Origin of the sequence: Terribacillus aidingensis, assembly GCF_040703035.1 — a bacterium.
Taxonomy (GTDB): Bacteria; Bacillota; Bacilli; order Bacillales; family Amphibacillaceae; genus Terribacillus.
In genome coordinates, this window is sequence record NZ_CP159996.1 from 599,832 (window position 1) to 620,984 (window position 21,153).

The window sequence follows — 21,153 nt, forward strand, 5'->3', positions numbered from 1 at the left end:
ACCTTGGATATAGGGGTTTATTTTGTAATTCTTTGAAAGAAAGTGTCGAATAATAACAGACTTTTATGGAAAATATTTGTAGACAAGAGAAGCATATTTTCATATAATTTAATTGACCACTGGTCAAAATGAGGGGATTAAAATGGCGGAACTAACAAAAGATAAAATTATCAAGCAGGCAAGGGTGCTTTTTATTGAGCAAGGGTATGAAAAAGTGTCTATGCGGGGAATCGCGAAAGATTTAGGATGCAGCCACGGCGCATTATACTATCATTTTAAAAATAAGACGGCATTATTTTCAGAAGTGCTGGACTTCTATTTTCAAGAATTGAATAGCATTATCGATCGGATTATGGAGCAAGAAGAGAATGATAAACTGAAGGATTTATTCCTTGAATTCATCCGTTTTGGACTTGATCATCCGCATCAATATGAGCTGATGTTTATGTTGAAAAGTGAAGAAATGGATAGTTTGATGCAGCGGCCGGCAACAGAAAGCTATGAGCGGTTTGCAGCGGCAGTAGAACAAGCTAGTGGCATTCATCTGTATAACGACCACATTTACTCAATCTTCCTTGCTTTGCATGGGTTTGTGTCGCTCCATTTGCACCGTATTGAGAATTTCGAAGGGGTAGCCGAAGGAGCCGCTAGACATGTTGATTTTTTAAAGAAGACCATTTGAATGGTCTTTTATTATATTTAAAATTGACCACTGGTCAAAAAAGGGGGAAATGAAGTGATTCTGAAACGAATTCGGATGGGCATGATTATTATGCTGGCAGTTGGTATAGCAGGTTATTCTGTTGTTCAGTATGGGTTTGTCGGATTGGATAGAGCAGGCTTGGTCGTACAGAAAATCAGTTTTGGTGAGGTCTTACCAGATATGTGGAGAATTATGCTCAGTATACACATTGCAACGAGTATCTTCGCGCTCGTACTTGGTCCGTTTCTGCTCCTGGATAGTATCAGACAAAAGAACAAAGTATTACACAAACGGATGGGCTACATTTATACAGCGGGGGTAACAGGTGGAGGTGTCTCTGGTCTTTATTTAGCGTACTATGCCACTGGAGGATTGATTGCGCAACTGGGTTTTGCGTTGCTTGCCATCAGTTGGCTGATCACTGTATTCCTCGCAGTCAGAGCAGCTATCCAAAGAAAAATAATTCAGCATCAGCGCTGGACCATGATTAATTACAGCCTGACATTCACCGCAGTAACATTGCGAATATGGCTGGGAGTATTCGTACTTATTTTTGGTACCTCAGATTATGAAACGTACTATGCGTATATTGCCTGGCTTTGCTGGGTTCCAAATGTACTGTTTATGATTTTCTTTCTAAGAAGAAAAAAATATTATGTGCACTAATGAGACTTCGATTTTTTATTGGGCACCAAATAAGCTCCGGCTCCAAGCATAAGAGCCCCGATAATAGCCATACTGACACCAAAGAATGTATTTGTCAGAGATAAGAAGATGCCGCCAATTAGGATAAAGATTCCAACAAGATGCATAAATATGTACTTTTCCATCGTAATCTCCTTCTTAAGCAAAGATGCTATACCCTAAGATTACTAAATAGTTTGATAATAAGCAAATAAGCGTTTAACTATGTCAGTGAAGGGAAAAGGACTTATGAGATAAAATTCGAAGGAGGCACAATTCGTGCAAGAGAAGTTTGATGTAGAATTTACGTTTATTGGTGGAGAAAAGTACACATTCACAGATTATCAGTCCGGTTCTTATGTTCACGTCGTTAATGAAATTAAGACGAGTGAAAACGGCTGGTTCGGTGTAGCTGGAGAAGTTGTTAATCTTGCGAATGTCACAAATGCAAAAGTAATCGAAAAATAAGAAGAAATCAAGAGCCCCTATCAAAGATAGGTGCTCTTTTTGTTGTGGTGCAGTATTAATTGGAGAGAAAGAGTATCTTGAAACTAGATGTCAAAAACGGAATTTACCTGGAAATAAAGAAAGGTGTATACTATAATCTTATAAATCAGATAATTCAAACAAATAGAGGGAGAAAGAAATGCCGGAACAGACGAAACAAGTTAGTAAAGAGGAGTTGGCAGCACGGCTTCTTGAAGTGCAGGACACAAAGCAGCCAATACACTTTATCAGCCATCAACATCAGCTAACAGTAGAACAGGCTTATGGAGTACAGGAGACTTTTGTCAAAGCAAGAACGCAAAAAACTGGCAAGAAACGTAAAGGGCATAAAATCAGTATGACTAGCCGCGCAACACAGGCGTTATTCAGAGCGAAGGAGCCGGCTTATGGAACGTTATTCGAAGATACAGTACATACTGGTAATACAGAAATAGAGCTAGTTTCGATGTTATCTCCGCTGCTGGAGCCTGAAGTGGTTTTTATTTTGAAGGAGGATCTAAGCGTTGGGGCGGAAGAAGCTGAGATTTTAGAGAAAAGTGTTCTCTCAGCTGGTATAGAGATACCCGATTCCCGTTTCGCTGATTGGTTCCCGAAGTTCCAACTGATGGACTTAATCTGTGATAATGGGGTGACAGGAAAAGTGGTTGTTTCCGACAAGGGCAGAGATGATTTGACTTTGGGTGAAGTAGAACGCATCAAGCTTACTTTAACACATGACGGGAAAGAGTTAGGTACTGGATTTGCCTCGGAAGTAATGGGGAACCCGGTCACTTCGGTAGCTTGGCTGACAGAGAAATTAGCTGAAAAGAACATGTTCATGAAAAAGGGAATGGTAATCAGTTCGGGTACATTTTTATCACCCATTCCACTAGGAAAGGGACTTTACGAAGCTGACTTCAGTCTGTTAGGCAAGGTAAAACTCCAAGTGAATTAATTTGTAATAAATGTTGACAAACTATTCTGCTGCGCTTATTATTATGAATAATTCAAAAAATGATCGAAAAATTTTAACAAAAGCGACGAATGGGAGTAGTAAAAGGATAGGCATAGCCATAGAGAGCTGCGGGGGTGGTGAAACGCAGACTATGTCCTCCTTCGAACTCACCCTGGAGCAGCAGAGCTGACAGATTTAATCTTAGGTTTTGACGAGTGACCTTCGTTACAAGGTGAAGAGTGGGTTTTTAGAAAACCAACAAGAGTGGTACCGCGGAAGTGAAGAAGCCTTCCGTCTCTTTTCCATCCTAGATGGAGATGAGACGGAAGGCTTTTTTCTTTGGAGAAAGGCTAGAGAACAACAAGGAGGCAACATCATGAAGAAAGATCAACATGGATTAAAACGAACCATGACAGCACGCCATATTATGATGATGGCGTTGGGCGGGGCAATCGGTGCCGGCTTGTTCAAAGGTTCAAGCTCAGCTGTCGATATGGCTGGACCATCTGTCATCCTTGCTTATTTAATCGGAGGCATTATTCTTTTATTCGTCATGCAAGGACTTGCAGAAATGGCAGTACAAAATAAGGAGGCAAGAACATTCCGTGATTTGGTCCAAAATAGTATCGGAAAGTTCCCTGCATTTTTCTTGGATTGGATTTATTGGAAAATGTGGGTTTTGAATATAGCAGCTGAGGCTGTTGTAGCAGCCATCTTCCTGCAATACTGGCTTCCTGATTATCCGGTATGGCTTTTGACGCTAATAGTTGCAGTGCTTGTGACAGCAGTTAACCTTTTCTCAGTAAAAGCGTTCGCGGAAACAGAGTACTGGCTGGCATTAATCAAAATAAGTGTTATTATTCTCTTCATTCTTGCTGGTGTTGTCCTATTACTAGTTTCATTCGGAGATCACACAGCCCCTGGATTCAGCAATTTGACAGCACATGGCGGATTTTTCCCAAATGGTGCCGGAGGACTGGTTACAGCAATGCTTGTTGTTATCTATTCCTATGGAGGAACAGAAATCATTGGTGTAACGTTGGCTGAAACGAAAAATCCGGAAAAGGTCGTGCCAAAGGCAGTACGCAGCACGCTTACTCGTATCATTGCATTTTATCTATTTCCGTTTTTCATAATTGTGAGTCTTATCCCCTGGAATGAAGTGAACAGTTCAGCAGTAAGTCCATTTGTACTGGTTTTCCAGCTTATAGGAATACCAGGAGCGGATCATGTCATGAACGCTGTCATCTTACTGGCAATCATCTCGTCCATGAATTCTGGCCTTTACGGTTCATCACGTGTGCTTTACACACAAGCACTGGACGGCAGGATTTCAAAGCGGTTTGCCTGGCTGTCAAAACGACAGGTGCCGGTTGTTGCTATACTTGTTTGTACATCTTTTTTATATGTAGGGGTACTAATTTCCTTGTTCATAGGAAGTAAGACATTCGATTATTTGATGGGATCGCTTGGCTATACGGTTCTGTTCATTTGGCTGATCATTGCATTCGCCCATTTGAAATCACGAAAAGGCCAGACAAACAAAGCAACATACCATGTCAAAGCATTTCCGGTGACGACATGGCTTGCAATCATTGCGCTGTTACTAATCTTAATTGGTGTAATCTGGACAACGTCAGTAGTCATCACAGCAGTCACTTTGGCAATCTATCTAGTAATTATTGGAGCGTATTTCATCAAGAAGCATAAAAATAGGCTGTAATCCTTACCTATAAAGTTAAGTTTTAGAAAAATTTGATTATTGCACCCCTCTTTTTGTTCGGATACTATATACTAGTATACTTATTTTGAGTCAGGGCTTTACTACACATATTCCATGCTCGAAATGAAGGAAGAGGGGAGCATACATATGGCTGAAGAAAAGTTAGCCAGAGGATTGAAAAACAGGCACGTCCAATTGATCGCTATTGGAGGAGCAATTGGAACAGGATTATTCCTTGGTGCCGGCAAGTCAATTCATCTGACTGGACCATCCATTCTATTTGCATATTTAATTACCGGTATTTTCTGTTTTCTTATCATGCGAGCACTAGGTGAGATTTTATTAAGTAATCTTGGATATGGATCATTCGTGGACTTTATCGGCGATTACTTCGGTGACAGAGCTGCCTTTGTTACTGGCTGGACCTATTGGTTCTGCTGGATATCAATTGCAATGGCTGATTTAACAGCGGTGGGAATCTACACTCAATTCTGGTTCCCGGGAGTGCCGCAGTGGATGCCTGGTTTGGTTGCACTTGTGATACTGCTCATAATGAACCTAGCCACAGTGAAACTATTCGGTGAAATGGAATTTTGGTTTGCTTTAATCAAGATTATTGCGATTTTGGCATTGATTGTTGTCGGTGTCTTCATGATTCTCCGAGGCTTCTCTACAGATGCTGGACCATCCAGCTTCGCGAACCTTTGGGATCACGGCGGTTTCTTCCCTAACGGTATGCATGGATTCATTCTATCGTTCCAGATGGTTGTATTCGCCTTTGTCGGAATTGAACTTGTCGGTCTGACAGCAGGGGAAACGGAAGATCCGGAAAAAGTTATTCCGAGGGCAATCAATAATATTCCGATACGGATTCTTGTATTCTATATCGGCGCGCTCATCGTCATTATGAGTATCTATCCATGGGATGCAATCAATCCTCAGGAAAGTCCGTTCGTACAGGTGTTCACAGCAGTAGGAATCGTAGCAGCTGCGGGTATCGTCAATTTTGTCGTGTTGACGTCTGCAGCATCAGCTTGCAACAGCGCGGTCTTCAGTACAAGCCGCATGGTCTATTCCTTGGCTAAGGAAGACCACGCACCAAAGCCGTTCAAGAAACTGAATTTCCGCAAAGTACCGAAGAACGCATTGTTCTTCTCCATAATCGTTATATTAATCGCGGTTATCCTTAACTATGTCATGCCTGAAGGTGTATTCACCTTGATTACGAGTATCTCGACAGTCTGCTTTATTTTCATCTGGGGAATTACTGTTTTAGCCCACTTGAAATATCGTAAGACACGTCCGGAGCTGGCAAGTAAAAGCAAATTCAAGATGCCGCTATCGCCAATTTCGAACTATTTGATTCTGGCATTCCTAGCGTTTGTCATCGTAGTTCTTGCCTTAGCTGAAGATACACGAGTTGCCTTGTTTGTCACACCTGTATGGTTCATTATTTTGTTGGTTGTGTATCAGGTTCGGGTAAAAACAAAAAATAATGCAGAAAACAATTAATTAGGAAAGCCCTCTTTTGGAGGGCTTTTTTTTGTTGGATGAACCTTTTATGAACTTTAAGCATGAAGTGGAAATGCGGATTCCGGACATAGAATTGTATCTTTCAACTCCACTTCTCTCTACGGAAGGATAATGAGGTTCATCTTGTAAAGCGCTTACATTTTTGCTGTTTTAAGTTGCAAAAAGATACACTAAACTTCTTCATTTCAACCACATATAATCAAATTATGAAAGGGGTTACATTCGATGAAAGAACGGACTCGAAAATTACTTACTAGATTTTCCTCAGTGAATTCCTTTTTAACTTATGAGGATCTTAGTAAAGAGTTCTCTATTAGTGAGCGCACTGTGCGAAACGAATTAGTCCTGATTAATAACTACTTATCTGAAAAGAATTATCCGACTATCATGACAGCAAGAGGAAAGGGGCTAAAACTAACTCTCTCTGATGAGGAACGGGAAAAGCTTATTTCAAAAATCGGACACGATAGGGAGACCGACTATTATCGACCTGATGAAAGGTTTCTTGCTCTACTTCTAGATATTGTTAACCCTTCGAATACGACAATTCTTTATGAAATGGAAAAAAAGCTTCAGATTTCAAAAAGTACATTAGATGAAGACATGAGAAAGCTTCGTTTTTATCTAAGGGATTATGGCATTTCTGTAGTAAGTTTGCCGAAGTATGGGGTTGTTTTACAAGGGGATGAACGGTCCATAAGATCCATGTTATACGGTGTAATTACAAGTATGACGGATATTGATAATTTGATGAGCCTTCAAAATGCAGAAGCAGCAGTTCCTGTATCTGATCAATTAGTTTTGAGTTATTTAGATTTAGAAGTACTCAAGACTATCAGTAAACACTATGATGCGATTTTGGAACAGTGTGGAATCGAAATTAATTATGTATATCGGAATCAGGTTATTTTATTCCTAGGTATCTGGATACGGCGTCTGCAGGAAGGAAATATCCTCGTTAAGTCAGTGAATGTTAAAAACGGGATAAAGGATAGGCCCACCGAGCCTTTTGTTGATTGCATCTGTAAGGAATTTGATTTAGATCCCCCATTAAATGAGTGTGATTATATCACACTGGCGATTGAATCGTTTAATCCTAAAGATATGAACAATTCGATCGATTGGATTACTGCACAATTACTTGCCATTCAATTAATTGAGCATGTAGAGAAATTAACTGGGATACCTTTCTCTCAGAGAGAAGAAGATCTGTATGAAGGATTATATAAGCACATTACAGGATTATTAAGTCGAGCAAAGAACGATATTCAGGCGTCAAATCCCTTAAAAGAAACAATCAAGGAGTCTTACGCAGAGATTTATCAGGCAGTCACATGCTTTAAGAAACACATTGAGGATTACACGAAGAAACCATTATCAGAAGATGAAATCGGTTTTTTAACAGTTTATTTCTCTACCTCTGCCAGTTGGATGAAGCAGGAGCAGAAATATGTTTACCAAGCAATTGTGCTTTGCCATCATGGAATCTCAACTGGAAAGTTGTTAGCTGCAAACCTGAAAGAGTATTTCAATATAGAGATTGTGGCGGTATTGAGCTCGCATGAATTGGCTTTTATTGACAAGCTTGACATAGATTTAGTGTTTACTACAATTCCAATAGATTACCAGAAAAAACCGCTATTAGTTCTCAATCCTATATTGCGAGAAAGTGACAAGAAAGAGATAAAAGCATTTCTACTCAAAAATAAAAATAAGAGAAGAATAATATCTAATAATTTAGATGCTACAAGTCTGATGCAAGATATCTTAGCGTTAATTATAGAAAGCGGCGGCAGTATAACAAAAGATAGTTATCAGAGAGTAGAAGAGACTTTTAAGCAACATCACCTGAAAATAAATACAAGGGAGATACAGCCGATGCTACAGGATATCTTGAAGCAATCCAATATCCTATTGAATCAAGAATGTGGAGATTGGAAAGAAGCAATAATGAAGGTTGCTGATATTTTAGTAAGAGATTCAGTTATTGAAGAAAGTTATATAACCGCCATGATTAAATCTGTGGATGAATTTGGTCCTTATATAGTTGTCGGGAAGCATTTAGCTTTAGCACATGCAAGGCCGGAAGATGGTGTAAATAAGTTGGGAATTAGCGTTATGACCTTAAAAGATCCAGTGTATTTTGGCAATCCAGATAATGATCCTGTTAGAATTGTCTTTTGTTTGGCTGCTGTGGATTCCTATTCTCACCTAAATGTAATGAGAAATCTAATAGATTTAATAAATGATGAAGAGAAAGTAAATAGATTAATAGCAGTAAAAGATATTGATATGTTTAACAATGTGCTTTATGGCAGTAAAAAAAACAAATTAGAAGAGGAGAGATTTTCTTGAAAAAATTAAATATCTTATTCGTTTGCGGAGCGGGTTTAGGAAGCAGTTTTGCTTGTCAAATGGCGGCAGAAGATGTCTTAACCAAATTAGGAGTGGAGGCCAAATTGGACCATAGTGATATTTCATCTGCTGCATCAGCCAGGCCGGATATTATTATTACTGCACAAAATTTTCAATCCCAATTTGAGAAATTCACTATTGATCCTGAACAAACAATTATTGTTTATTTGAGAAACATTGTATCAAAGCAAGAGATAGAAGAAAAAATCACTCCGGTATTAAAGGAAAAAGGAGTATTAGTCTAAATATACAGGCGGAGCGAAGGAGGAAGGTAGCGTATGGGTGTAATAAACTTTATTATTCAAAATATTCTGACCCAGGCATCTGTCACAATTGCATTGATTGCAATGCTAGGTTTAATCTTACAAAAAAAATCAGCAGGGCAAGTAGTGTCGGGTTCTTTAAAAACGATGCTAGGTTTCATGGTACTTGCAGCCGGCTCTAGTATTATCGTGGGGAGTTTAACATATTTCGGTAAGATTTTTTCTGAAGGTTTTCAAATGCAAGGCATTGTCCCTTCGATTGAAGCCATTAATGGTCAAGCCATGAATGAATTAGGCTTAGGTCGTGATATCGCATTAACCTTCTTAGCTATCTTCGTTTTTAATATTATCATTGCCCGATTCACAAAATGGAAATACATTTTCTTGACTGGTCAAGCAATCCTTTGGATGGCTACTATGACAACGGTATTTGGATACTTTGCAGGATTAAGAGGTATTGCTTTGATTTTAGTAGGAGGTTTCATTGGCGGTGTATTCGCAGTTGCTATGCCGGCGATTGCTCAGCCGTTCGTTCGTAAGATCACAGGCTCCGACGACATTGCTTTGGGACATTTCTGTACGGTTGGCTACGTATTTGAAGCGGGAGTAGCAAAAGTATTCGGTGAAAAAGGTGAAAAGAAAAAATCTGTTGAAGATTTAAAACTCCCCGCTCAATTGGAGTTTCTACAGGATACCTATTTATCAGTGATGGTAGTAATGGTGCCGCTCTATATAATTACAGCTGCGTTTGCTGGAGCAGAATTTGGTTCGACATTATCAGGTGGTACGCATTATCTGATGTTTGCTTTCTTACAAGCGATTCAGTTTGTAGTAGGGGTTTACGTCCTATTATCAGGAGTTCGTTTGTTGCTGGGGGAAATTGTTCCGGCATTCAGAGGAATCGCAATGCGTCTTGTTCCAAATGCAAAGCCTGCTCTGGATTGTCCAGTGCTATTCCCGTATAGCCCCAATGCCGTAATCGTGGGATTCATAACAACAACTATTGGTTGTGTGATTGCAATGTTCGTACTACCGGTATTTGGTTTAGCCATGATACTGCCTGGAATGCTCACAGCATTCTTTGCTGGCGGTACCGCTGGTATCTTTGGAAATCAAGTCGGTGGACGCCGTGGTGCGGTTATAGGTGGTGTGGCCCACGGTTTCTTCATTACCCTTTTGCCTGCACTGTTAGTAACGATCTTCAATTCCATGGGATTTGTCAATGCAACTGCGACGGATGTAGATACAGTAGCCGCGGCTTTAATGTATGCCTGGCTCATTGGTCCACTTCTAAAAGCTTTTTAGATTAACAAGGAGGCATTTATGATGTTTGGATTTGGAAAGAAAAAATATAAAAAAACGAGACAAGAAATACAAGAGGAAGAAGCTGTAGTTTTATCACCAGAAATGAAAGAACAGGTGTTACAAACGATATCCTTAAAAAAACAAAAACTGGATCAAGCTGAAATGAAAGAACAAGCAAAATTACATGAAGAGATTGGCATGGAGTATTTAAGACTAGGTGATGATGATAGTGCAATTGATTCGTTTGAAAAGAGTATTCAATTAGAAAAAACAGTAGGCGATGGATATAAGAATTTATTGAGATTATACAACAAAAAACGAGCAGAAGCAGCAAAAGCAAATGATGACAAATCATTGCAAGTCTATCTAAATAAAATGGATCATATGATGCAAGTCTCCAAAGATGTTACACGGGGTGTTCGATAAGCGGCGTTAAATACTACTAAGGGAGTGGAGTTAAGTATGTATACAACTTTAAAAGAAGTTACGAGCAGAGCAGAAGAACTGAACTATACAGTGGGTGCATTCAATGCACATAATCTAGAAATGCTGCCAGATATGATACGTGCGGCAAAAGAGCAGGGTTCACCAATTATTATTCAAACTAGTATAGATACGGCAAAATACATTGGTCATGAAAATTTCGTAGCGGTATGCAAGTCTATGGCAACAAAGGAAATGGTAGATGTGGTATTGCATTTAGACCATGCAAGGAATTTTGATGATATTAAAGAGGCTATCGATAAGGGATACACATCTGTAATGTTTGATGGTTCTCATTTACCTCTTAAAGAGAACATTATGAAAACACGGGCAGTAGTGGAATACGCACATAAACATGGAGTTTCTGTAGAAGGAGAGCTTGGTACGATTGGAGGTACAGAGGAAGGAATTCATGTTGGGGAAGATGATAAGGTGTATACGGATCCAAAAGATGCCGTTGAATTTGTCAAGGCAACTAGAGTTGATGCATTAGCCGTTGCTATTGGCACAAATCATGGCCAATATAAATCAAAGACAGAGGTCAATCTGCCATTATTGAAGGAAATAAATGCAGCAGTGGATGTGCCATTAGTGATTCATGGCGGAACAGGTGTGAATGAGCATGATATTCAGGAATTAATCAATAATGGCATTCGGAAATTTAATGTAGGTACAGAGCTGCTGGTGGCATGGACGAGAAAAGCAAAAGAAACATTTGAGGAAACCAAAGAAACAAAGTCATTGCGACATAATATAATTCCCTGTAATCAGGCAGTCAAAGAAATAGTAAAACATAAAATCACTATTTTTATGAATGTCGAGGATCGAACGCTGGCCTTAAGGTAAGGAATTCCGTCAGGTTCAATTAGTAGATAGATAGAAGGTGATTGATTGGATAACGTCCTAATATTACTAGCTGGCTTTCCAGGAACAGGTAAAAGTTATTTATGCAGCTTGATCGATCAAAGTCTGGGGCCGTATGCGTTACTATCTCCAGATAAGTTAAAGGAATGTTATTTTGATATATATGGATATCAAAACTTGCATGAAAAACAGAGACTGGAAGATAGGGTGTGGAAGAAATACTACGAAATTTTGGAATTTCAAATGGATGCAGGAAAGAATATTATATGTGATTACCCATTCAGCATGAAACAGCAGCCTTATCTTCAGGTATTAATAGATAAGTATCACTATAAAGTCATTACCATTCGTTTGACAGCTGATCTGAATGTTTTGTATGAACGTCAAAGAAAAAGAGACTTAGATGATTCAAGACATTTAAGCCACATTGTAACATCCTATCGCATGGGAGATCGGCTGAGAAATAGAAGTGAGGCGGATAACTTACTATCTCATGAAGAATTTATGGAGCGTTGTAACACAAGAGGTTATGATACATTTCAAATGGGCAAACTAGTTGAAGCAGATGTAACAGACATCTCAAGGGTCAACTACTCGAAGCTTATTGATGACGTCAGACTATTATCGTATAGTCAGCGTTCAGGTTAACCCATATGTTCCCCACCTTGTATCTATACAAGGTGGGGATTTTTCTGTAGGGAAGATTACAATATCAACATTCGATATGAAATTATAAAACCTTCATGGAGTTGAAGGTATCAGGCTTTGTTATGTCTTGAAGGAGTTACATTTTACAGTCAACGAATAAAAGCACTTTTACAATTCTTTAAAGCATCCGCTATCCTTATCCTTTGAGCTGGGTGGATGTCGTAATCATCCAGCTTGTTGATTTGAACCCAAGCAATAGCGAAAGACTCATCACTTTTACGCAGCTGGCCGACAGCAGCTTCCGCTGCGAAACAGATAGAGAACTGCTGTCGTACTTCACCATCTGTATAAGCGATAATATGATCGGGATTGCTGTATACACCTGTTATACGTTTAACAATAACCTCCAATCCTGTTTCTTCCTTTACTTCTCTTTTTATCGCCTCCAGCACTGATTCTCCAATATCCACATTACCGCCAGGCAAGGACCATTTTCCATTATCGCTCCGCTGCTGAAGTAAAATCTGCTGATCATTGCATATCACAGCGGAAACAGCAGGCACAATCTTGTTGGCTTTGGGTGCATTTTCTTCATAATAATCAATTCTAGACATATTTCATTCTCCTCCTATTTTTTTAGAAAAATGTTTGACAACGCTTACAATAGATAATACAATAACAAGCAAGAAGTAACAAATGATATAAAGTGTAACATATGTTACGTATAAGGAACTTATATTTAATAGTGTAACAAATGTTACAACATTTCTTACTTAAATATGAAAACGCATTCAACAGGGGGAATAGGACATGTCCATTTATCGAGAACTACAAGAAAGAGACAAGCAGTTACAGCCTATCAGAGTGGGAATTATCGGAGCAGGTCAAATGGGCTTCGGACTTATTTCTCAAATCTCAAGAATTCCTGGAATGGTCGTCGGCGGGATTTGTGATGTTAACATTGCAAATGCAGAGAGGGCTCGGGATTTCTATCGTTCACAGGAAAACAGAAAGATAGAGACGGTTGTTTCCTCGGATTACCGAGCAATCATCCAATCCAATACGGTAGAAGTGGTGGTAGATGCTACAGGTGTACCGGAAGTCGGAGCTAATATTGCGTTGGAAGCACTTCGTTCGAGAAAACACTTGGTTCTGCTGAATGTAGAAGTGGACATTACAATCGGTTCTTACATGCACAGTATGTTTGATAGTGCAGGACTGGTTTACTCTGGTTCAGCTGGAGACGAACCGGCAGCAATCGTGGAATTATACGAATTTGCGAAAACAATGGGGCTTGAGGTTGTGGTAGCTGGTAAAGGGAAGAACAATGCCCTGAAGCCGACAGCGAATCCCGATACTTGTGCAGAAGAAGCAAAGCAGAAACATATGAGTGCGCATATGCTGGCAGCGTTCCAAGATGGAACAAAAACAATGGCTGAGATGAACTTGCTCAGTAATGCAATCGGTCTTGTGCCAGATAAAGTCGGCATGCATGGTGTGGATGCCGGTCTTGATGATGTGGCGAAGAAACTGGATCTAAAAGAAAATGGCGGGGTACTTAATTCCCTTGGGGTTGTGGAATATGTAAACGGTTTAGCACCTGGTGTGTTCGTCATCGTTAAGAGTGAATTAGAACCTGTGGATGAGGAATTGCGCTATCTGCTAAAGGTTGATTCCAATCACGGTCCGCATTACACATTGTATCGGCCATATCACCTGGCAAGCCTAGAAACACCGATCACCATTGCAAAAGCAGTCCTGCATCATGATACCTCCATCCATCCGCTTGGTGCGCCTATTTCTGAAACCGTCACTGTAGCAAAACGTGCGATCCAGCCGGGTGAAAGACTGGATGGCATTGGTGGCTACAGTGTCCGAGGAATGTTGGAAACACATCAGGATATGAATGCAAATGGCCATATTCCTATCGGGTTGATTAGCGGAAACGTCGTAGCTAAGCGTGCTATCGAAGAAGGCCAGTTCCTGACCATGGACGATGTGGAACTGGATACATCTACTACTGTCTGGAAGCTCCGCGCGCTTCAAGATCACTTATTCGCTGAATGATAGGGAGGGGGACAAGATGAAGCTAGTATTGGTTGCCTGCTGTTTGCTGATCATCCAATCTGCTCTAACGGCTATTCAAGTTCACTATTATCATAAATCAATGAAAAAATTATTAGGTAAATATAAAGGAGAAAAGGGCTTTCACCTTTTCTCCGGACAATCACGCCGCCGTATCGGTCCAGGATCGATTGTCCTGCTCGTTGTAGATGAATCCTATATGATTCAAGAATGTCAGGTGATGCGAGGAATCAGCATCTTATCGACATTCAAGGAGATGAAAGAATACGAAGGCAAGCATCTGGGCGAACTGTTGGACGAGCTGCACAGTCCAGTGAAAAAAAGGAAGCTGCCGGCACTGCAAACAGCTTTGCAGACTGCTGGTGAACAAGCTATGATGTCCATCTCGAAGACGAAAAGAATGGCATCTATCTCATAACAGGGAGTGAAAGACATGGAATGGATTCAGTGGTTCGGTGAGCATTTCATCGGTATGTTCAATGCTGGGGGCGAGCAATTTATGAGCCTTATCACCGGTATAGTACCGACATTGGTAGTATTGCTGACCTTTACTTATGCACTAATCAAATTCATTGGAGAGGATCGCGTGACAAAGGCGATTCGTTTCACCTCCAAATATGCTTTGCTGCGTTATACAGTCATGCCGATATTATCCATTTTACTGCTTACAAATCCAATGGCATATACATTCGGCCGCTTTGTTGAAGAGCGTCAGAAACCTGCCTTCTTTGATTCGCTCGTTTCATTTTTACATCCGGTGACGGCATTGTTTCCATATGCAAATGCTGGAGAGCTTTTTGTCTACTTGGGTATTGCCAACGGATTGACACAAGCTGGCTACTCAACATCGGAACTGGCAGTTCGTTTCTTCTTGGTCGGTATTGTCGTCATGCTGATTAGAGGAATGCTGACGGAACAAATCACTAAATTCCTGATGAGAAGAATGTAATACGGGAGGGAAGCACATGGGATATAAAGCGGTATTTGTCAGCAAAGGATCTGGCGGATGGGGAACAGGCCTCCGGATTGAACCAAAAGGCAAGAAAACGAAAGTAGTCTCGATTACAGGAGGGGGAATTCATCCTGTAGCTGAACGTATAGCAGAATTGACTGGGGCCCAAGCAGTGGATGGTTTCAAGAACTCGGTACCTGAGGACGAGATGATGTGTGTGGTCATTGATTGCGGAGGCACAGCCAGAATCGGGCTTTATCCGATGAAACGCATTCCGACTGTTGATATTCTTGGTTCCTCACCATCTGGACCGTTAGCGAAACATATCAAAGAAGATATCTTCGTGTCGGGTGTTACACCGAAAGAGGTAGCCCTTGCACAAGATGCAGGAGAGGAGCAGGCTTCGGCTGCTGCTGAAGAAGTAAGATTCAATACTGCTGATAAGAAAGAGTTCAAGGAAGAGTATGAGAAAGTGAAGGAAGAGCATCGTTCCAATAGTGATAACTGGCTGATGCGCTTCTCCAAAGGCATCGGGAAAGTGACAGGAGTCTTCTACCAAGCGGGACGGGATTCCATTGAAATGCTGCTTAAAAATATCATTCCTTTCATGGCGTTTGTGAGCATGCTGATCGGAATCATCAATTACACAGGGATCGGGGACTTGATTGCCAACACGATGTCACCGCTTGCCAGCTCGATTTGGGGACTTATCGTCATCGTCATTATCTGTACGTTGCCGTTCCTGTCACCTGTACTTGGACCTGGGGCAGTAATTGCCCAAGTTATCGGGGTATTGATCGGCAGCCAGATTGCATTGGGCAATATCCCGCCGCAATTTGCATTGCCAGCATTGTTCGCAATAAACGGGCAAGTTGGAGCAGATTTCGTACCGGTAGGATTATCTTTAGGTGAAGCGAAGGCAGAAACAGTCCAGTATGGTGTTCCAGCTGTCTTGTATAGCAGGTTGATTACCGGAGTCCTGGCAGTTGTCATCGCATACTTTGCCAGCTTTGGCATGTATTAAGGAGGAGAAAAATAATGTATCAGACAATAGTGAAAGAAATCGGACCGATGGCGCAAGCTTTTGAGGCAGATAAAATCGTTATACTCTTCGGTATGGAAGCCCCCGCTGAATTGAAGGAAATCTCATTCCTGCACCAAGTGGAACAAGGAGCAGAAGGCAATGCAATCAAAGAAGGCGGTGCCTTAATCATAGATGGACAAGAGTTCCAGATAGAAAAGGTAGGTTCGGCTGCGAATGAGAATCTACAGACATTGGGGCATATCTCGATTTATTTCACGGAACCAGAAGGGGAAGTGCTGCCGGGGGCTGTATTTGCAAGTCCGCATACGTTCCCTATCATTCAGAAAGGTAGCAAAATTACATTTAAATAGTACAATGGAGGTTGGCATATTTTATGCTAAACCACAAGATAGGGTGGTAGGATGGCACTTTTGGGAGATAGAAGACTTTTAGTGAAAATCGCCCACATGTACTATGAAGAAGGCGCTACGCAATCAGAGATTGCAAGTGCTATCGGAGTCAGCAGGTCGCTTATCTCTAAGTATCTGACGAAAGCTAGAGAAGCGGGAGTTGTTGAAATCATCATTCATGAGCAAGATGATCATCCGTATACAGGGCTCGAGTCGAAAGTAGAAAAACGTTATGGATTGCGGGAAGTCATTTGTGTAGAAGCGAATGAGAGTGATGCTTCCAAAAACCGATTAGGAGCAGCTGCCAGTAATTATCTGCTTCGTATGATTCGAAATGGACAAACAATTGGAATCAGCTCCGGTACAACATTGTACGAGGTTGCTACAGCAATGGCATCCAGTCAGTATTTTCCGGAACTTCAATTCATTCCACTTGTAGGCGGAATGGGTGATGAACGGGTCGATATCCACGCGAATCAAATCGTAGCAAAACTAGCCGAAGTGCTGAAGGCAAAGTGTAAGCTGCTACACGCTCCGGTATTGGTTGATTCCAAGGAAGCAAGAGAAATTATTGTCAATCAATCTTCTATTAAAAGTATCTTTGAAGCAGGTGCAAGAGCTGATATTGCAATGGTGGGAATTGGCGGAACACCTGAGCATTCGACAATGGTGAAATCATATCTTCAGCAGACAAATGGCGTTATTGAATATGAAAACGTAGTGGGCGATATTTGCTATAACTTCATTAATGAGGATGGACGTGCTGCAGATAATGATTGGAATGACAGAGTGATTTCAATGGATCTTGAGCATGTGAAACAGATACCATTAGTTATCGGCGTTGCCAGCGGCCGGGAAAAAATCAAAGCAATCAAAGCTGCTTTGACTGCGAATTTGATTCACGTTCTCATTACCGATGATGTGACAGCTCGTATGCTCTTAGAAGCATGATAGCTTTAAATTCTAAGAAGTGTGATATAACTAAATCAAATAAGCTGCATGAAATCTAATTTAAAAATCTTGATTTTATGCAGCTTATTTGTCATGAGTGGAACCAAGAATAAATAAATTATATTACTAATTACTTATTTTTCTTGCATTTATACTGCGGAACACATATAATGCAAGTACTTACTTACATTTGAGGGATGAGGAAATGAGCAAGAATGCAACAAAACAGAAGATCATTGATGCAACGACCGCATTATTCGCTTCCAAAGGATTTGCTGGTACAACAACAAAGGAGATTGCTAAAGTAGCAGGTGTTAATGAAGTAACGCTATTCCGTCATTTTGCCAGTAAGAATGGTATTTTCGAACAAATTATAGAATCCCTGACTTTTGATACTGTGTTCGATGAAGCGTTCTTTCAGCATATAAAGTGGGATTTGGAGCAGGATATAAGACTTTTCGGTCAAGCTTTCCAGGATAAACTGCTAGAGTATCGTTCCTTAATTTTTATAGCTATGAGAGAAGCAGACTTGAATCCGGAGATGAAGGAACTTATTTCAGCTTTCCCGAAATCAGTAAAACAAGTTATGCTGAAATATCTGAGGGAGATGCATGAAAAAGAAAAAATAATGTCGACTAATCTGGAGATCCAGGCAATGAATTTTGTTTGGATGCATTTTGGCTATTTTCTTTCAAGAGTTCGATTCGAGGGAAAATTGATTTCTGCTAGTCATGACGATTTTTTGGATGAGAGTACCAGATTATTTGCTAGGGGATTAAGGACCTAGCAATTCTTTTTTCTTCTTAATGCAAGTAAGTACATGCATGCATAAATTAAAAGAGGTGACATTGATTATGAAAGGATATCTAAAAGAAAAAACAACATGGATCGGAATTGCAACAGCATTAGCATTCTTGATGATTTTTCTATGTGTCTGGCTTACAGCCTATCACGACGTCGAGGATAGAATTGGGAACTTAAGGATAGGGATAGTTGTGCAGGATGAGCAGTTCGAAACAGGCCATGTAGAGAAGTTAAAAGAGGCGATTCCATTCCGGATGGAGCAATTTTCAGAAGTAGACGAAGCAAAAAAGGAATTAGAGGGTCATAACCTTGACATGGTCATGATCATACCAAGTCATTTTATACAGGATAGTATGGCTCAGGGTGCTGAAGTAAGATATATCATCAATCAAGCTGCGCCATCTATGTCTAAACAAGCGATGGAAAGCGCCGCCAATAATATAACGGATAAGATGGATGAACAACTGCTCTCACAAAGAAATACTGGCTTGAATCCTGATGATGTAGAATCATTAAGGAAGAAAAGTGATTCAATACATGCAGTACAACCCATTATTGAGAAAATACATGAAACGAAAGCTTTTGCTGCTTCCATGATTCCGTTGCTCATAACTTTGGCATCCTTTGTAGGTTCGATGCTTTTAAGCTTGAACCTATATAGTTCTGCGTCAAAACTAAGAGAACATTATCCGGCGTGGCGGATTTTCTTGTCTCGTTTTATTCTGCAAGCATTACTATCGATTGTTTTTGCAGTCGTCACTATATGCTCGATAAGTGGTTTCGGGTTCGTAATTCATGGTAGTTTGTTTCTTGTGATTATTTTTCAAGGGCTTGTTTACTTTACATTTATGAATACTTCCATGATGTTTCTAGTGATATTCGGACCAGCTGGGATGATTTTTAACATTCTTGTATTATCCGTACAGCTTGTGACAGCTGGTATAATTGTTCCTCGCGAGTTATTGTCCGATTTTTATAAGGAGTTAGGTAGTTATCTACCAGCAACATATGGAACAGAAGGATATTTTTCAATTATTTATGGAGGACTTGGTCTTCAGCGAGAAATCAATATGTTATTGCTTATTCTATCTGTGACACTGTTGATTATGATTTTAAAGTTAGGCGTAGAAATCATCAGGAAATCTAAGAAGGCTTGAATCAATAAGCATCACTTCAGCTTCTTAGCAGTTTTCAGGGTTTCCCCGTCTCCTGGGATTATTGTAACGGTGTCACATTGGGAGCGGGGAAGTGGCATACTAACGAAATAAGGAGCCATTTGATACATTGGAATTGTTTTGTCAGTGTCTAATCATAACACTCTCTGTATGAAACCTGAATATATGCAGCAGCTGTTCGGCCATACATGAAGCGGGTTTATCGAATCCTTTCTGGATCCATTCAACGATCAGTCCAATCATACCGTGGATACGGTACGTACAAAACAATTCCAGATCTATTTCTGCATCTATTTGACGGAAGTAGAAGGCATAATCTGTCCGGAAAAGGTGATGGAGCTGATTCGTCATCTTTTCTTTGAAAAAATTATTGGTAGTGGTACCAAGCATCAGCTGGTAGAATGCTTTATTCTCCAGAAAATGATTGAATAGAACAATGGATTCTGGCGGGAGGCTTCGTAAGTCAACCGTCCCCAATGCCTCATATGGCTTTCGGAAAGCGGAAGTCATCTCATCCAGCATAGCCTCAGATAATTCATCAAGAAGATCATCTTTCTTCTCATAATGTGTATAAAATGAGCCGCGGCTGACACCGGCAGCTTCCGTTATTTCGGAAATGTGTATCTTAGAAAGGGGCTTGTTCGCCATTAGTTTCAGCAAAGCTTCTCTTAATGCCTGCTGGGTTCTTTCAACGCGTTTATCTGGATAGGTAATACTCACACGTTTCTCCTCACTTTTTTTGAACAATTTGACCTGACATGTTCAAGATAATTTACTAACTCTATTATTGCATATTGCTGAGTAAATCTTACTCTTCTATTCTTAAAATGTACGCGTAGAACATGGAGGGGGAAGTAATGATGACATTTCCAGTTTTAGAAGGTAAAGTAGCAATCGTAACTGGCGCAGCAATGGGGATGGGCCTGGCAACTGCGAAACTATTCGCTGAAGCGAAAGCGAAGGTTGTCGTAGCAGATTTCAATGAAGAAAAAGGTAAAGCGGCAGTCGAAGAAATTGAAGCTGCTGGCGGAACTGCTTTCTTCGTGAAAGTGGATGTATCTGATTCAGCAGAAGTAAAACAGATGGTAGAAGAGACAGTAGCGAAGTTCGGACGTCTGGATGTGGCTATCAATAATGCAGCTCTTACACCGGATAATGCACCAGCAGCAGAATTCGACGAAGCGTATTGGAACCGTTTGATCGCGGTGGATTTAACAGGTACAGCGCTTTGTATGAAATATGAATTACAGCAAATGATCAAGCAAGGTGAAGGCGGCAGTATCGTAAACATTTCTTCTGTCAGCGGCTTCCGTCCGCAGCCAAATAACATCGCATATGTTGCAGCGAAGCATGGCGTTGTAGGTATGACAAAGGTTGCAGCTCTTGAAAATGGTCCAATGAACATCCGTGTAAACACAGTCGCTCCTGGAGCCATTGATACACCGATGCTCAGAGGTTCTTTGGAAGAAACTGGACAGACAGAAGAGGAATTCGCACCGATGCTAAGCCTTCTTGGCAGATTCGGTCAACCGGAAGAGATTGCTCAAGCAAGCCTATGGCTGGCATCTGATCAATCTTCTTATGTAACTGGTACTACGATTCATGCCGATGCAGGTTATACAAGCAGATAATAAGACAGCATCCACTATTCAGGTGGGTGCTTTTTTATTTTCCTAACCTTTCTTCTTCC

General features: G+C 40.6%; 24 protein-coding genes and 1 other annotated feature. Of the genes, 21 read left to right on the top strand and 3 right to left on the bottom strand.

Annotated elements, in window-relative coordinates; translation table 11 throughout:
- Positions 1 to 142 precede the first annotated feature (142 nt).
- Positions 143 to 682, top strand: coding sequence for a TetR/AcrR family transcriptional regulator (locus ABXS78_RS03320; protein WP_366248912.1), 540 nt, complete (start codon positions 143 to 145; stop codon positions 680 to 682).
- Between the two features lie 54 nt (positions 683 to 736).
- Positions 737 to 1,369 (top strand): DUF2306 domain-containing protein, encoded by a 633-nt coding sequence (locus tag ABXS78_RS03325; RefSeq protein WP_366248913.1) that lies wholly within the window; start codon positions 737 to 739, stop codon positions 1,367 to 1,369.
- Here the strand turns inward: ABXS78_RS03325 and ABXS78_RS03330 are convergent.
- Positions 1,366 to 1,533 (bottom strand): hypothetical protein, encoded by a 168-nt coding sequence (locus ABXS78_RS03330; protein ID WP_366248914.1) that lies wholly within the window; start codon positions 1,531 to 1,533, stop codon positions 1,366 to 1,368. The genes ABXS78_RS03325 and ABXS78_RS03330 overlap by 4 nt on opposite strands.
- 133 nt (positions 1,534 to 1,666) lie before the next feature.
- Here ABXS78_RS03330 and ABXS78_RS03335 point away from each other — a divergent pair, with 133 nt between their 5' ends.
- The 10 genes from ABXS78_RS03335 (at position 1,667) to ABXS78_RS03380 (ending at position 12,062) form a co-directional block, all read left to right on the top strand.
- Positions 1,667 to 1,855 carry a hypothetical protein gene (locus ABXS78_RS03335; protein WP_366248915.1) on the top strand — a complete coding sequence of 63 codons (189 nt, stop codon included), beginning with the start codon at positions 1,667 to 1,669 and terminating at the stop codon, positions 1,853 to 1,855.
- 178 nt (positions 1,856 to 2,033) lie between these two features.
- Positions 2,034 to 2,828, top strand: coding sequence for a 2-keto-4-pentenoate hydratase (locus tag ABXS78_RS03340; protein WP_366248916.1), 795 nt, complete (start codon positions 2,034 to 2,036; stop codon positions 2,826 to 2,828).
- A gap of 76 nt (positions 2,829 to 2,904) precedes the next feature.
- Positions 2,905 to 3,130: a binding site (T-box leader), on the top strand.
- Positions 3,131 to 3,204: 74 nt separating this feature from the next.
- Positions 3,205 to 4,551 (top strand): amino acid permease, encoded by a 1,347-nt coding sequence (locus ABXS78_RS03345; RefSeq protein ID WP_366248917.1) that lies wholly within the window; start codon positions 3,205 to 3,207, stop codon positions 4,549 to 4,551.
- A gap of 147 nt (positions 4,552 to 4,698) precedes the next feature.
- Complete coding sequence (locus ABXS78_RS03350) at positions 4,699 to 6,063, top strand: amino acid permease (protein ID WP_366248918.1); 1,365 nt, start codon at positions 4,699 to 4,701, stop codon at positions 6,061 to 6,063.
- Between the two features lie 246 nt (positions 6,064 to 6,309).
- Positions 6,310 to 8,439 carry a BglG family transcription antiterminator gene (locus tag ABXS78_RS03355; protein ID WP_366248919.1) on the top strand — a complete coding sequence of 710 codons (2,130 nt, stop codon included), beginning with the start codon at positions 6,310 to 6,312 and terminating at the stop codon, positions 8,437 to 8,439.
- A complete protein-coding gene (locus ABXS78_RS03360; protein WP_366248920.1) occupies positions 8,436 to 8,744 on the top strand; it encodes a PTS sugar transporter subunit IIB in 309 nt (102 codons plus the stop codon). The genes ABXS78_RS03355 and ABXS78_RS03360 overlap by 4 nt, the downstream gene beginning before the upstream one ends.
- A 33-nt stretch (positions 8,745 to 8,777) precedes the next feature.
- Positions 8,778 to 10,067 (top strand): PTS sugar transporter subunit IIC, encoded by a 1,290-nt coding sequence (locus tag ABXS78_RS03365; RefSeq protein ID WP_366248921.1) that lies wholly within the window; start codon positions 8,778 to 8,780, stop codon positions 10,065 to 10,067.
- An 18-nt stretch (positions 10,068 to 10,085) separates the two neighbouring features.
- Entirely contained in the window at positions 10,086 to 10,493 is a 408-nt protein-coding gene (locus ABXS78_RS03370; RefSeq protein ID WP_366248922.1) for a tetratricopeptide repeat protein, read from the top strand.
- Positions 10,494 to 10,529: 36 nt separating this feature from the next.
- Positions 10,530 to 11,396 (top strand): class II fructose-bisphosphate aldolase, encoded by an 867-nt coding sequence (locus ABXS78_RS03375; protein ID WP_366248923.1) that lies wholly within the window; start codon positions 10,530 to 10,532, stop codon positions 11,394 to 11,396.
- A gap of 45 nt (positions 11,397 to 11,441) precedes the next feature.
- Positions 11,442 to 12,062: an AAA family ATPase gene (locus ABXS78_RS03380; RefSeq protein ID WP_366248924.1), complete on the top strand. Its 621-nt coding sequence runs from the start codon at positions 11,442 to 11,444 to the stop codon at positions 12,060 to 12,062.
- A gap of 149 nt (positions 12,063 to 12,211) precedes the next feature.
- Here the strand turns inward: ABXS78_RS03380 and ABXS78_RS03385 are convergent, their stop codons facing one another.
- Complete coding sequence (locus ABXS78_RS03385; protein ID WP_366248925.1) at positions 12,212 to 12,676, bottom strand: NUDIX domain-containing protein; 465 nt, start codon at positions 12,674 to 12,676, stop codon at positions 12,212 to 12,214.
- A gap of 196 nt (positions 12,677 to 12,872) precedes the next feature.
- On the opposite strand from ABXS78_RS03385, the gene ABXS78_RS03390 reads away from it, so the two are divergent.
- The 8 genes from ABXS78_RS03390 (at position 12,873) to ABXS78_RS03425 (ending at position 19,445) form a co-directional block, all read left to right on the top strand.
- Positions 12,873 to 14,129: an SAF domain-containing protein gene (locus ABXS78_RS03390; protein WP_366248926.1), complete on the top strand. Its 1,257-nt coding sequence runs from the start codon at positions 12,873 to 12,875 to the stop codon at positions 14,127 to 14,129.
- 16 nt (positions 14,130 to 14,145) lie between these two features.
- The gene (locus tag ABXS78_RS03395) at positions 14,146 to 14,565 is read left to right on the top strand and encodes a transcriptional regulator GutM (RefSeq protein ID WP_366248927.1); all 420 of its coding nucleotides are present in this window, start codon (positions 14,146 to 14,148) and stop codon (positions 14,563 to 14,565) included.
- Positions 14,566 to 14,580: 15 nt separating this feature from the next.
- On the top strand, positions 14,581 to 15,096 hold the full coding sequence (locus ABXS78_RS03400; RefSeq protein WP_093727274.1) for a PTS glucitol/sorbitol transporter subunit IIC: 516 nt from the start codon (positions 14,581 to 14,583) through the stop codon (positions 15,094 to 15,096).
- Positions 15,097 to 15,112: 16 nt separating this feature from the next.
- The gene (locus ABXS78_RS03405) at positions 15,113 to 16,123 is read left to right on the top strand and encodes a PTS glucitol/sorbitol transporter subunit IIB (RefSeq protein ID WP_366248929.1); all 1,011 of its coding nucleotides are present in this window, start codon (positions 15,113 to 15,115) and stop codon (positions 16,121 to 16,123) included.
- A gap of 14 nt (positions 16,124 to 16,137) precedes the next feature.
- Positions 16,138 to 16,494 carry a PTS glucitol/sorbitol transporter subunit IIA gene (locus ABXS78_RS03410; RefSeq protein WP_366248930.1) on the top strand — a complete coding sequence of 119 codons (357 nt, stop codon included), beginning with the start codon at positions 16,138 to 16,140 and terminating at the stop codon, positions 16,492 to 16,494.
- 51 nt (positions 16,495 to 16,545) lie between these two features.
- Positions 16,546 to 17,484 carry a sugar-binding transcriptional regulator gene (locus ABXS78_RS03415; protein ID WP_366248931.1) on the top strand — a complete coding sequence of 313 codons (939 nt, stop codon included), beginning with the start codon at positions 16,546 to 16,548 and terminating at the stop codon, positions 17,482 to 17,484.
- A gap of 205 nt (positions 17,485 to 17,689) precedes the next feature.
- The gene (locus tag ABXS78_RS03420; RefSeq protein ID WP_366248932.1) at positions 17,690 to 18,271 is read left to right on the top strand and encodes a TetR/AcrR family transcriptional regulator; all 582 of its coding nucleotides are present in this window, start codon (positions 17,690 to 17,692) and stop codon (positions 18,269 to 18,271) included.
- A 67-nt stretch (positions 18,272 to 18,338) separates the two neighbouring features.
- Complete coding sequence (locus ABXS78_RS03425; protein ID WP_366248933.1) at positions 18,339 to 19,445, top strand: ABC transporter permease; 1,107 nt, start codon at positions 18,339 to 18,341, stop codon at positions 19,443 to 19,445.
- A gap of 141 nt (positions 19,446 to 19,586) precedes the next feature.
- On the opposite strand, the gene ABXS78_RS03430 is transcribed toward ABXS78_RS03425, so the two are convergent.
- Positions 19,587 to 20,183 (bottom strand): TetR/AcrR family transcriptional regulator, encoded by a 597-nt coding sequence (locus ABXS78_RS03430; RefSeq protein WP_366248935.1) that lies wholly within the window; start codon positions 20,181 to 20,183, stop codon positions 19,587 to 19,589.
- A gap of 137 nt (positions 20,184 to 20,320) precedes the next feature.
- Here ABXS78_RS03430 and ABXS78_RS03435 point away from each other — a divergent pair, with 137 nt between their 5' ends.
- Complete coding sequence (locus ABXS78_RS03435; protein ID WP_366248936.1) at positions 20,321 to 21,094, top strand: SDR family NAD(P)-dependent oxidoreductase; 774 nt, start codon at positions 20,321 to 20,323, stop codon at positions 21,092 to 21,094.
- Positions 21,095 to 21,153 lie beyond the last annotated feature (59 nt).

Bases quoted from the DNA above. Each gene is read 5' to 3' on its own strand.
- ABXS78_RS03385 (WP_366248925.1), bottom strand. From the start codon at position 12,676: ATGTCTAGAATTGATTATTATGAAGAAAATGCACCCAAAGCCAACAAG.
- ABXS78_RS03355 (WP_366248919.1), top strand. From the start codon at position 6,310: ATGAAAGAACGGACTCGAAAATTACTTACTAGATTTTCCTCAGTGAAT.
- ABXS78_RS03410 (WP_366248930.1), top strand. From the start codon at position 16,138: ATGTATCAGACAATAGTGAAAGAAATCGGACCGATGGCGCAAGCTTTT.
- ABXS78_RS03365 (WP_366248921.1), top strand. From the start codon at position 8,778: ATGGGTGTAATAAACTTTATTATTCAAAATATTCTGACCCAGGCATCT.
- ABXS78_RS03320 (WP_366248912.1), top strand. From the start codon at position 143: ATGGCGGAACTAACAAAAGATAAAATTATCAAGCAGGCAAGGGTGCTT.
- ABXS78_RS03435 (WP_366248936.1), top strand. From the start codon at position 20,321: ATGATGACATTTCCAGTTTTAGAAGGTAAAGTAGCAATCGTAACTGGC.
- ABXS78_RS03330 (WP_366248914.1), bottom strand. From the start codon at position 1,533: ATGGAAAAGTACATATTTATGCATCTTGTTGGAATCTTTATCCTAATT.
- ABXS78_RS03415 (WP_366248931.1), top strand. From the start codon at position 16,546: ATGGCACTTTTGGGAGATAGAAGACTTTTAGTGAAAATCGCCCACATG.
- ABXS78_RS03345 (WP_366248917.1), top strand. From the start codon at position 3,205: ATGAAGAAAGATCAACATGGATTAAAACGAACCATGACAGCACGCCAT.
- ABXS78_RS03400 (WP_093727274.1), top strand. From the start codon at position 14,581: ATGGAATGGATTCAGTGGTTCGGTGAGCATTTCATCGGTATGTTCAAT.
- ABXS78_RS03405 (WP_366248929.1), top strand. From the start codon at position 15,113: ATGGGATATAAAGCGGTATTTGTCAGCAAAGGATCTGGCGGATGGGGA.
- ABXS78_RS03390 (WP_366248926.1), top strand. From the start codon at position 12,873: ATGTCCATTTATCGAGAACTACAAGAAAGAGACAAGCAGTTACAGCCT.
- ABXS78_RS03425 (WP_366248933.1), top strand. From the start codon at position 18,339: ATGAAAGGATATCTAAAAGAAAAAACAACATGGATCGGAATTGCAACA.
- ABXS78_RS03340 (WP_366248916.1), top strand. From the start codon at position 2,034: ATGCCGGAACAGACGAAACAAGTTAGTAAAGAGGAGTTGGCAGCACGG.
- ABXS78_RS03395 (WP_366248927.1), top strand. From the start codon at position 14,146: ATGAAGCTAGTATTGGTTGCCTGCTGTTTGCTGATCATCCAATCTGCT.
- ABXS78_RS03350 (WP_366248918.1), top strand. From the start codon at position 4,699: ATGGCTGAAGAAAAGTTAGCCAGAGGATTGAAAAACAGGCACGTCCAA.
- ABXS78_RS03375 (WP_366248923.1), top strand. From the start codon at position 10,530: ATGTATACAACTTTAAAAGAAGTTACGAGCAGAGCAGAAGAACTGAAC.
- ABXS78_RS03420 (WP_366248932.1), top strand. From the start codon at position 17,690: ATGAGCAAGAATGCAACAAAACAGAAGATCATTGATGCAACGACCGCA.
- ABXS78_RS03370 (WP_366248922.1), top strand. From the start codon at position 10,086: ATGATGTTTGGATTTGGAAAGAAAAAATATAAAAAAACGAGACAAGAA.